At 45.7% G+C, this 10,608-nt stretch carries 11 protein-coding genes and 2 pseudogenes; 4 read left to right on the forward strand and 9 right to left on the reverse strand.

The window, feature by feature from the left end; genetic code table 11:
• Window positions 1–252, reverse strand: a 252-nt coding sequence (locus FH968_RS22945; protein ID WP_139883706.1) for a hypothetical protein, incomplete at its 3' end; no start/stop codon positions are given.
• Window positions 253–642: 390 nt separating this feature from the next.
• A pseudogene (locus FH968_RS22950) lies at window positions 643–1,311 on the reverse strand (IS6 family transposase).
• 130 nt (window positions 1,312–1,441) lie between these two features.
• Here FH968_RS22950 and FH968_RS22955 point away from each other — a divergent pair.
• Window positions 1,442–1,795: an RNA-guided endonuclease TnpB family protein gene (locus tag FH968_RS22955; RefSeq protein ID WP_223271374.1), complete on the forward strand. Its 354-nt coding sequence runs from the start codon at window positions 1,442–1,444 to the stop codon at window positions 1,793–1,795.
• A 59-nt stretch (window positions 1,796–1,854) separates the two neighbouring features.
• Here the strand turns inward: FH968_RS22955 and FH968_RS22960 are convergent, their stop codons facing one another.
• From FH968_RS22960 to FH968_RS22985, 7 genes are all read right to left on the reverse strand, one after another.
• Complete coding sequence (locus tag FH968_RS22960) at window positions 1,855–2,904, reverse strand: ABC transporter substrate-binding protein (RefSeq protein ID WP_139883708.1); 1,050 nt, start codon at window positions 2,902–2,904, stop codon at window positions 1,855–1,857.
• A 79-nt stretch (window positions 2,905–2,983) separates the two neighbouring features.
• Window positions 2,984–3,856 carry an ABC transporter permease gene (locus FH968_RS22965; RefSeq protein ID WP_139883710.1) on the reverse strand — a complete coding sequence of 291 codons (873 nt, stop codon included), beginning with the start codon at window positions 3,854–3,856 and terminating at the stop codon, window positions 2,984–2,986.
• Entirely contained in the window at window positions 3,853–4,689 is an 837-nt protein-coding gene (locus FH968_RS22970) for an ABC transporter ATP-binding protein (protein ID WP_139883712.1), read from the reverse strand. The genes FH968_RS22965 and FH968_RS22970 overlap by 4 nt, the downstream gene beginning before the upstream one ends.
• A gap of 893 nt (window positions 4,690–5,582) precedes the next feature.
• On the reverse strand, window positions 5,583–5,753 hold the full coding sequence (locus tag FH968_RS23755; protein WP_189389337.1) for a hypothetical protein: 171 nt from the start codon (window positions 5,751–5,753) through the stop codon (window positions 5,583–5,585).
• Window positions 5,754–5,864: 111 nt separating this feature from the next.
• On the reverse strand, window positions 5,865–6,437 hold the full coding sequence (locus FH968_RS22975) for a HupE/UreJ family protein (protein WP_139883714.1): 573 nt from the start codon (window positions 6,435–6,437) through the stop codon (window positions 5,865–5,867).
• A gap of 5 nt (window positions 6,438–6,442) precedes the next feature.
• Window positions 6,443–7,261: a DUF4198 domain-containing protein gene (locus FH968_RS22980; protein ID WP_139883716.1), complete on the reverse strand. Its 819-nt coding sequence runs from the start codon at window positions 7,259–7,261 to the stop codon at window positions 6,443–6,445.
• A gap of 60 nt (window positions 7,262–7,321) precedes the next feature.
• The gene (locus FH968_RS22985) at window positions 7,322–8,377 is read right to left on the reverse strand and encodes a DUF4331 family protein (RefSeq protein ID WP_139883718.1); all 1,056 of its coding nucleotides are present in this window, start codon (window positions 8,375–8,377) and stop codon (window positions 7,322–7,324) included.
• A gap of 678 nt (window positions 8,378–9,055) precedes the next feature.
• On the opposite strand from FH968_RS22985, the gene FH968_RS22990 reads away from it, so the two are divergent.
• The 3 genes and pseudogenes from FH968_RS22990 to FH968_RS23000 all read left to right on the forward strand — a co-directional run bounded on the left by FH968_RS22990 (window position 9,056) and on the right by FH968_RS23000 (window position 10,517).
• Window positions 9,056–9,364, forward strand: a complete 309-nt coding sequence (locus tag FH968_RS22990) for a hypothetical protein (RefSeq protein ID WP_139883721.1) — start codon at window positions 9,056–9,058, stop codon at window positions 9,362–9,364.
• A 244-nt stretch (window positions 9,365–9,608) separates the two neighbouring features.
• Window positions 9,609–9,985: pseudogene (gene tnpA, locus FH968_RS22995) on the forward strand (IS200/IS605 family transposase).
• Between the two features lie 325 nt (window positions 9,986–10,310).
• Window positions 10,311–10,517 (forward strand): hypothetical protein, encoded by a 207-nt coding sequence (locus FH968_RS23000; RefSeq protein ID WP_223271375.1) that lies wholly within the window; start codon window positions 10,311–10,313, stop codon window positions 10,515–10,517.
• Window positions 10,518–10,608: the final 91 nt, after the last annotated feature.

Here is a 10,608-nt window from a genome sequence, read left to right on the forward strand (position 1 = left end):
TTCGGTATTGGCATAGATACTGATAACAATACCTGCGCCGCCGTCCACGAATCCACCCAGGGTCGGAGTCAGGTCATCAGTAAGTCCTTCATTGCCGATAACACCGGTCTTCTGCCCGACATCATCCTTAACAGTGTCAATATTGACCAGGCCGGGCGCTGCCGGTGACGGGATGAACTGGTTATCTGTGGCGGTCAGGGAGGCCAGCAGGCTGGCAGATAAAGGGTTACGATTACTACTGTTTTGACTCATGTGTTTACCTTTTTTTAGTTTTCAATCAGTATTTCGTTAGTTAAATCTGACATCAGAGGCTGGAGGCTCGGTAAAAGAAAATAATGATACATTGCGATGACAATATAATTTATATTGAAGGAGTGTTGTTATTCTAAAATTAAAAAATACATTTCTGATATTTATTTTTATATAAGTTATCGATGAAAGGTCGCCCATGCATTCTTAAAGTGTTAACTGTTATATTTCCTGCGAAAACTCTTGCGTCGATATATTAAAAATGCTGTTTCAAATTAATGGTGTTCAGTGACTTTTCACATCATGCTTACCGGTGAAACGCTTGCACAGGTAATATGATCAGCACTGTTGCAAACAGCAACACGGGACAAACCTCCCGTTAGTTAAATGGACTCAGAGGCTGAAAACGTAATTAACCAGACGCACTTCTCCCTGTGGATGGCCATAGTACCAGGGTGTAGCCTGATCTGTGCGTAGCGCCCGCATCACCTCAATACCTTTAATTGTCGCGTAAGCAGTCTTCATCGATTTGAAACCTAATGCCGGATTGATGATCCGCTTCAGTTTTCCGTGATCGCACTCAATAACATTATTGAGATATTTCACCTGCCGATGCTCCACACCCTGCGGGCATTTCCCTTCGCGATTGAGCAGCGCAAGCGCTTTGCCACAGTTGGGCGCTTTATCAGTAATAATGCGCCGGGGTTGCTCCCAGTCTCTGAGTCCTCCCAATAATTTCTTCAGAAAACGATAAGCCGCTTTGGTGTTACGCCGGGGCGAAAGATAAAAATCGATAGTCTGGCCACTGCTATCAACTGCCCGATACAGATAAGCTCATTTCCCGCCGATTTTTACGTAAGTTTCATCCAGATGCCCGGAACGCAAATCGGCAGGATGGCGCCAGTACCAGCGCAGACGTTTTTCCATTTCAGGTGCATAACGCTGCACCCAACGATAAATGGTCGTGTGATCGACATTGGCACCCCGTTCGGCAAGCATTTCCTGAAGCTCGCGATAGCTGATGCCGTATTTACAGTACCCGCGAACGGCCCAAAGGATAATCTCACCATTCTTTTGCTCTGCCTCCCCTTCCTTTTAGGCAGGGGAGGCAGAGCAAAGCCCGTGTCCGTACCATCCACGCCAAGAAAAGAACCGCCGCAAAGATGCCCTGCATAAATACAGTACGGCACTGGTGAACAACCACGCGGCGATATTCGTAGGCGACGTTAGCAGTAAGAAGCTGGTCAAAACCAAAATGGCGAAAAGCGTTTTGGATGCGGGCTGGTTCATGCTCAAGACACAACTGGAATATAAAGCGATTGCGCGATCAGTGGTGTTTGAAGCCGTTAACGAGGCGTATTCCACTCAGGTTTGTTCGTGCTGCGGGTGTATTCCTGCAAGCAGTCCGAAAGGTAGGGCAGACCTTGAAATAAGAGAATGGATTTGTTGTGAGTGCGGAACCGCTCATGATCGCGACGTAAACGCCGCAAAAAACATTCTCGCGGCGGGGCATCGCCGTCTGGCTGTAGGAATCCCCGTCCTTTAGGGCGGGGAGGATGTCAAGTCGGATCTGGCTGGCTAACGCCCATTATACAGGGTAAAGGTCTATTTGCCTGCTTTCGCTTCCGAGTCCAGCAGCTCATTCGCTTTGATCGCATAAATATTGGTATACGTCGCATCAAGATTAACGGGTTTAGTTATCTTACCCACTGCTTGTTCGATCTTCAGCACTGTTTCTGGTCCACCTTCTGGCATCATGCCATCAGGCAAAAATTGTCCCTTATCCTGCGTCAGTGCATCAATATATTCCTGTCGGGTGGACAGGGGGTTGCTCACGAAATCGGAAGGCAGGTGATCGGCAATTTCTGCTGCGCTATGTGTATCGATCCAGCGCATAGTAGCCACCATCGCATTAACGACAGCCTGTGTTTCCGCCGGATGAACTTTCACCCAATCAGCCCGAGCCAGCACACTGGCTGATGGCAAGTAGCCACCCAGCCATTTTTTCACACCTTCACCAGTTGCCAGGTCGATAGCGGAATACCCCAGATGCATCTTCTCAACGGCATTAACGGTCGGCTGAGTCGTCATGCCACAGGTAATACGGTCGTGTTTTAACGCACCAATCAACGTTGGTCCAGCCCCGACACCTACGCGGGTAAAATCTTTTGACGTCAGATTGTGACGGCTGGCCAGATAAAGCGTTAAATCGTCGGTACCGGAACCGACATCGGTGACACCAACAACGTGACCTTTCCAGTCAGCAGGCGTTTTGACTCCAGAATTTGTCGTACACATCTCACGCTCTCCTGGTGCTCCACTTAACTGCACGATATCGATAACGTCTTTACCCAGTTGCTGAAACTCGATGGTGTGTTCATACCATGCACCAGACATCTCGACCTGACCAGACAGCATGGCCTCTTCAGCCCCGACACCACCATTATGTTCAGTGCTGAGTTGCATATCGACGCCGTATTTTTTGAAAAAACCCAGATTTTGCGCCAACTGGTAGGGAAGATAAATTTGTTTGTCGATACCCCCAACCATCATCGTGACCTGAGGCAGTGTTGCAGCGATACCCTGCGCACTGAAAAGTACTGCCGCACAGGTTAAACGGGTCAGTAGCGTTGATACATAGCTGTTCTTTTTCATTTTGTTCACTTCTCCTGAAGATCAATGAGTTCACTGAAATAACACGAAAAAAATGATGACCCAAAAGGATGTATTGGGGTTATATACCCGGCATATTGCTTTCCGATGCTGAGGGGGGTTGCCAGGACAGTAATTTTTTCTCGATGACTGACATCAACACTTCTGCGCTCAATGCAATAACACCGATGATCAACATGGCCCCGAATACTCCATTAGCATCGAAGGTGTTTTGTGCTGTGGCAATGACCAGCCCTAAGCCTTTCTGTGCACCGAGAAATTCTCCGACAATAGCCCCGATGATCGAGAAGCCCAGAGCCACATGCAGGCTGGCAATAATCCACGTCATAGCTGACGGGAATACCACATGCCAGATCACATCGAACCGCGAGGCACCTAAAATTCGCGCGTTGGAAACCAAATTACGATCAACACTGCGCACTCCCTGGAAAGCATTGAAGAACACCACAAAAAACACCAGTACGGCGGCCAGCACCACTTTTGATGACATGCCAAGTCCCAGCCACATCACGAAAATTGATCCCAACACGATACGCGGTAACGCATTGACCATTTTGATATAAGGGCCAATAACATCAGCCAGATAAGGAATTTCACCCAGTAATACACCGAAAACAATGCCACTGGTGACACCCACTGCAAAGCCCAGTAAAGATTCTTCGAGGGTGATGCCAATCTGCAACCAGATAGAACCATAGGCGGTACCATGTTGGATCCAGTCCCATAAACGCAGTGCAATACCGAGTGGCGAGCCGAAGAAAAATGGATCCACAAGTCCATATACGGTGGCCAATTGCCAGCCACCAATGGTCAACACAAATAAACCGATACGACCCAACAGCACGAGCATTTTGCGTCGGCGTGCTCTTTGCGCCAGATTCAGCCCCGCAGGTTCGGTGCCGGCAGCCTGGCTATCCAGAGAAATGTTACTCATGTTGATGCTCCCGTCGTCGTTGACGTTGTACGTGAGTAGGCCTGTTCGACTTCCTCACGAAGAGAAGCCCAAATTTGTTGGTAGAGTTCCAAAAAACGCGGGGAGAAACGAATAGCCTGAACTTCACCCCGGGGCCGGGGCAGGTCAATGTCAAATATGGCCTTTACGGTTGCGGGGCCTGCGGTCATGACGACGACCCGATCAGCCAGTGCTATCGCTTCCTCCAGATCATGGGTCACAAACAGCACTGAAGGACGTGTGTTTTCCCATAACGTCAGTAATTCATTAGACATAATGGCGCGGGTTTGCACGTCAAGTGCCGAAAAGGGTTCGTCCATCAGCAACATCGATGGTTTGTTGATCAATGCAGCGGCAAGGCTGACGCGTTTACGCATGCCACCAGAAAGCTGATAAGGGTAATAATTTTCGAAACCTGCAAGACCGACAATTTGCAGCCATTCACGGGCATGTTCCTGAGCTTCTTTCTTTGAGATCCCCCGAAACTCAGGCCCTAAAGCCACATTTTTCAACACGGACTTCCAGGGCAGCAATGCATCGTTCTGAAAGACAAAACCCGCCCCTCGAGTGATCCCATCGACGATTTCCCCTGAGACACGAACCACCCCGGCACTGGGCCGATATAACCCGGCAGCTAAGGTCAGGGTAGTTGATTTACCGCAGCCCGTAGGCCCCACCACGGCACAAAACATGCCGGGTTCAACCACCAGATTGACATCGTGTAAAACGGTTTTCGCTACCCCATTCTGGGCAGGAAAGCGTTTCGTCACGGCAGAGAACTGAATACCACCCTGTTTTTCTGAAACCTGAGGCATAACACTCCTGACGAGCTTAGACTTGTCGAAAATGAACCCTTTATTTCAATACACAACAGCGTAAATATTTCCAGGGTCGTCAAGTTGTATTGGGCAAATAACTCTGCTCAATATTGTGATAATGGAATAAATAACAGCGCGATATGCGAATCGCTCTCATGGAGATCCTGTGATGATGATTAACGGTTTATCGAAGATTAATGAAACCCTCTCCTCTTTGGTGTTACACACAATAGACTAAATTGTTAATCAAATGTTGTGATGATGCTCAATATATGCAAATGACACTGAATAGTTTTAATGGTTTTAATTCGCAGCTTTAGTTATTTTAATTATTTAAATTCGTTATTTTAATGGCTTTAATTCAACGAGGGGTAAGAGCATTTTTTATTATTGATGGTGATATTCGTCGGCAGCCAGCGCTGAGGGTACTAAAGCGGTTCATTCAGCCTGTTACTCGTCAGACTGCTCGTACTAAAGGAGGGTTGAGGCTCATCATCAGGCTGAGTTCTTTTTGTTACTGCTTGACCTACATCACACTGTATTATCAAAAAATGATGAATATCTCCGCAATAGCGCAGATGTTAAAGATGCTTATGTGGAGGTAAATCCCTGGGAGTACAGAAATTGCTGATGTTAACAAGGGCGAACATTAGATATTTTTTCTATGTTGCTGTGTGCTTTATTTATATTTCCTATGTAGCCAAACACTCAACGTGTTGATTATGTTATAGAATCATTCTTTTTACAGAATGAATCTGATGAGTAAAGCTAAACTTCAGCGCTATAGGTGCCAGGTATGCTGCAGAGGCAATGCGAAGGCGGGTATGCCAGAAAACGTACGTATTACCTGAGAGTAAAGCTGTTACAGGAATACTGACTCTAAATCTGATTTATTCAAAAAAGCTATTACCAATCAGTGGGGCGGTGATTTTTCTGTTATCAAAGATGTCGATATCCTTTTCCTTAATAAATGCCCCGACATGAATCCAATGGCGAAAACCAACAGGAAGTTTAACCGCCTCCTCCGAGTTAAATTCAGCTTTGATGACTTGTTCAGTCATCTTTTATTGTAGTGTTTTCTGCCAGTACTTAAGGAACTTTGAAAAATATCGGCAAGAAGATAATTAGTTAATATGAATATTTAATTTATCATTTTGTTCCCTGCTGTTTTATTAAATAACTTGTGAAACCAAATAGAATCCACATATAACGCTTACGGTGCCAAGTAAGCGCAGTAATTTGTCGCCAGCGGGATTTTTCAAAAGATAATATGCACCGACAGCGCCAATAACATGCAGCATTGCGGTAGTACCCAGAAAGCCCAGTGTATAGGCAACTTTATTGCTCATCAGCGGCATTTCATATCCATGAGCATAGCCATGAAAGACACCAAACAATGCCGTTGCAGTAGCGGCGATTGCCACAGGCAGTTTCTGTTTTAGCGCGATGGCGGTACCTAACAAAACGACCGACAGAGAAACAGCAATTTCAGTTCCTGGTAATTCGATATTCTCAAATCCTGCCAGCCCCCCCAGCAACATGAAACAGACAAAAGCAGAAGGCACGATCCAGATGGCGCGCCCGCCTATCTGGCTACTCCAGGCGCCAACGGCAATCATTGCCAACAGATGATCTAACCCTGACAGAGGATGCAACCACCCAGCCTCGCCATTGACGTGTGCGTATGCCGGAGCAGTTGATAGCAAGATTAAAAACAATAACGAGCCTGACAAACGAAATTTCATCCGAATTATTTTCCTTTAAGCATGACGGTCAAAGAAGCCCAGAGACTGTGCCAGTCAGCATCCGGATCGCTTGAGGGCTCCATGTCAACCGCGCTAAACAACCATTCGCCTTTTTCCTGAAGTGCGAAACTGGCTTTACCTTCGACGTTTGTTATCGCTTTTATTATGGTGGGCGGCGACGTATTAAGTTCTGCCTTCACCTGAATCCCTTGCAAGGGGTTTCCATGAGCAAGTAATTTCAGTTCAAGCGGTTCTCCGGGCTGATATTTCAGAGGGTCTGTTAATAAAACCAACTCGCGTTCCAGCCCTACGACACGGTCATATCCTTCGCTCTTATCACCAACCTGAATGAGTGTTTTTGCAAAGCGCGAGAAGATCTCCACCCCTGGTTGTCCTGACTCCTGATTTTCGCGACGTTTCAGGATAACTTTATTCAGGCCTTCTTCTTTCAGGTAGTCCTCAAATTCATCAGCAGCCAAAGTGATTTGCGCACCGTTAGTCGTCAGTCCAACCGTTGTGGTACCCGGTACTCTGTTTTTCAAATGACCGATGACCAGTGCCCCTTCATGACCTTCAACAAGACGCTTTCCCTGGATATCCCAGGCATTAAAGGTAGAAATGAGACCGGGGATACGGGCGGTTCGTGTGCCCGGCCAGCCTGGACCGATACGCAATTCAAAAATGACCTTGTCGCCAACCGCTCCAGTAGGGTCATGTGGAAGGATCCAGAAATCATGCGCACTAACTGATGTGCTGAGCATAGCTACACAGATTAAAATCGCTCTTTTTACGAGCCAAAGAATATTATTGATTTGTGAATGCACAACCTTTCTCCCCCCAATACAGGATGGCCGCTCAGTTTAGCGGCCATCACTAGAACGGGATCAGTTTAATGAAGCCGGAATGACATAAGGAAAGGTCTGGCTATAAACTTTCTGATCAGTGATCACTTGACTGGTTGGCTGACCTATAAGCAATGTCAGCATTTCACTCATTGCGTCATCACTCATTTTACGGCCATTGATATTCGTTGCCGAAAATTTTGCCGTTGTGCCAACGTTATAGGTAATCACGTCCGGAATAAGCATGTTGGCAACTTTATCCCCATAGGCGACAGGATCTTTTTGCGAATGCGCTAATAAGCTGGCACGAGTGATGCGGGCTGAAACGATATCTTTCATATCTAAGTTCTTACCCGGACGACTCTGGTCATGCTCTTGTTTCAGGACTGAGTTTTCGAACATCATGCTATGTGAAAGAAGCGGAATGGCTGAATACTGTACCTGTTGCCAGTTATTGTTTTCTTCCAGATCGGTGGTCATGAATACTGCAATTTTTTTGCCCAATTGCTTATTTGGAATATCAACAACGATGGCGGCGCATTTACGACCGGTAAAAATGTTTTTCCCTTGACTGCTTCTCCATACGTTTGGATCGTATTTTCCTTCAGCAAGCTGTTTACGAAAAATGTGGAGACCGGGTGAATTGCCAAAGAAAGGATCTTTGGCTACGCCAGCCCATATTTGTGTACCATCGGCAAGTGTTAATGTTTTATCTACTGATCCCTCACCTATTTTATTACCTTTTTTTCCGGCCGCAGCATTGGGCTCATCAAGTTTATAAGCCGTATAATTTCCCTTGCTATCAAATTTAAAGCTGTAGGTATAACCTTTCAGATATTTATCATCTTCTGCGATATGAATATTATACAGCGCACTGGTATTGTAGACACCATTATCACCTGATTTTGGTGAATGATTGAATGTCATGACCACTGCAGTTGCATCCGGACGAGAAGACTGAAACACGAAGCTATCCAACTGATTCAGCGAAGGATTTTTTATTACCTGAGCTGATTCGAAATGATGACTGGCAAATACTGAAGTGGAACCCACAATCAATGAAGAGCTAATAAAGAGTATGCTTTGGGATATTTTCATTTGCAAGTTTTCCTGAGTTCATTGAAAATGTATGTGAGCAAAAAAGAAACAACTAAATATTTATTTATAAATTTCAACAGCAGTCCTGACATTGTTCCCCATGCCATCCATGCCTATTGAGGTCACGCAATAATATTTAGACATCATAAAAATCTCTGCAAGATAAATAAGGAAATTAACAAGTGTGGTTTTATGCTGTAAAATTAGATAATCATAAAACTTTCAGTGTTTCAATCGTAAAGCCAATGAAATTTAAGAAATTAATAATTTAAAAAATTAAAAACAAATAACATTGAACATCATTAAATTGAAAAATCACAAAATGATAACCCTGGCTATTATTGTCTTTATGTTTTCTCTTGAAGAAAAGGGTTGGCGGCTATCGATAATAAATAGATAGGATCCATGATTTGGGGTGAAGTTCAGAAAGATGAGGCTTTACAGCGCATTGGAGTAAACAAGTTGTTGCCTTATGTGGCTTCCCCGATAGACAAGTACCACTTGTGGCGATTTCCGCACACCTGGACATAGAGGTGGTTCTGTCCACTCAATCATTGAAATTTAATAATAAACAACACTGCCCTTGTCATTATAAATAGCAACATTAATACTGCACTATCAATAATTGTAAGGGTCGATACAGTCAACAATCAGCCCGGAATTATATAGAGGTGAACAATGAAACAAACTTTTTTGGCTTTGGCTTTGGCTTTCGCTACTACAACTCTCCCTGCTATTGCCAGTTATCATCCGGTTGCACGCACGGCCGTTGTCGCCAATGCAGATCATCCTGTTGCGATGGCGGCGGCTACCGGGGGTAATGGCAACCATCCGGTTGGTCGTGCAGCCGTTGTCGCCAATTCAGACCACCCTGTCGCGATGGCTACGGCGACCGGAGGTAACGGCTACCATCCAGTTGCCCGCACGGCCGTTGTTGCCAACTCTGACCACCCGCTTGAAGCGGCGGCAGTTACGGGACACTATTGATATCCTCTCCCGACGCGATGCCGGTGATTACGGCAAGCTTCAACCAGTGTGATTTTATGGGGTCAGTTCAGATTGGGCGAGGGTTTACGGGCAATTGGCAAATGGGTTCAACTCTTCAAGTCCTGAACGACTCAAACACGCTTCATCAGGCCGCACCAGCGGCCTTTTTCTACTCCTCAATTATTTCCCCGCCACATTGGACGTTCCAGTTATTCTGTCTAATCGGAATCGCACGACTTTTGACATACCCCAGCGAAGCGTCTCATATTACGCTCTTGCTGACCATTTGGTCTTTGTTACCAAATATCGACTCAGAGTATTTGATCAGGATGCTATAGAGAAGCTACGCAGCTATTTTGCCAGCATGTGCGCTGATTTTGACGTTGAACTGGTTGATATAGAGGGGGAAAGCGATCACGTTCATGTGCTGGTCAATTGCCCACAAAAATTAGCGGTATCCAGTTTGGTTAACAGCCTTAAAGGTGTGCCCAGTCGATTACTTAGGCGTGATCGTCCAGACATTGCTGCGCAGTATTACTATAAAGGCGTTTGTGGGTACCAAGCTACTTTGCCAGTAGTTGCGGCGGTGCGCCAACACCCATAAAGGACTTCCCCCCCTGAATCCCGTTTGCACTGGACGTTTCCGATTCAGTCCAGTTAGGCTGGTAGTGCAGGATCTAGCCAAGTATTATTGATTAGAATTCACACAGACAGGAAATTCAAATGCTTGGTACGTGGCTTTATCGTTGTGGTCTTGTACTCATCACTGCCTCTGGTGTTATCAACGCTGTAATATCATTCTCTTTCTTTCTGCTACTGGTCACACACCTGGTCATGTTTGGCTACAGTTCGATAGTGCCAATGCTAGGTGTTTTCACTATTATTTTTGCTGCCGCCTCATATTGGCAAATCCAAGATGTACATCGTTTTCGTAAGGCTGCTTGCATTGGATTATAAGTTGGTTGCTATTTCTTGCCTGCTCTACATTATTGCGATCTGGATGTTGTTACATGGCATCAGGGGTTATCAGACTGGCGTGATTGCAGAAGGAAGAAAAGGTTACCCGGTGAAAGACTACTATTACCGGGGAGATATTGGCTTTAATGTCGTTTTTTTTACATCGCTGCCGGAACATTTACCAGGTGTGCCGTAAAGCTTCGTCCTTCAGGGCGGGGATATAAGGCACGGTTTTCTACCTAACTTCTGCCAAAATTCAACACATGAAACGATTGCAGGCCTTTAAA

The sequence above is a fragment of the Buttiauxella sp. B2 genome (assembly GCF_006376615.1).
Classification (GTDB): Bacteria; Pseudomonadota; Gammaproteobacteria; order Enterobacterales; family Enterobacteriaceae; genus Buttiauxella.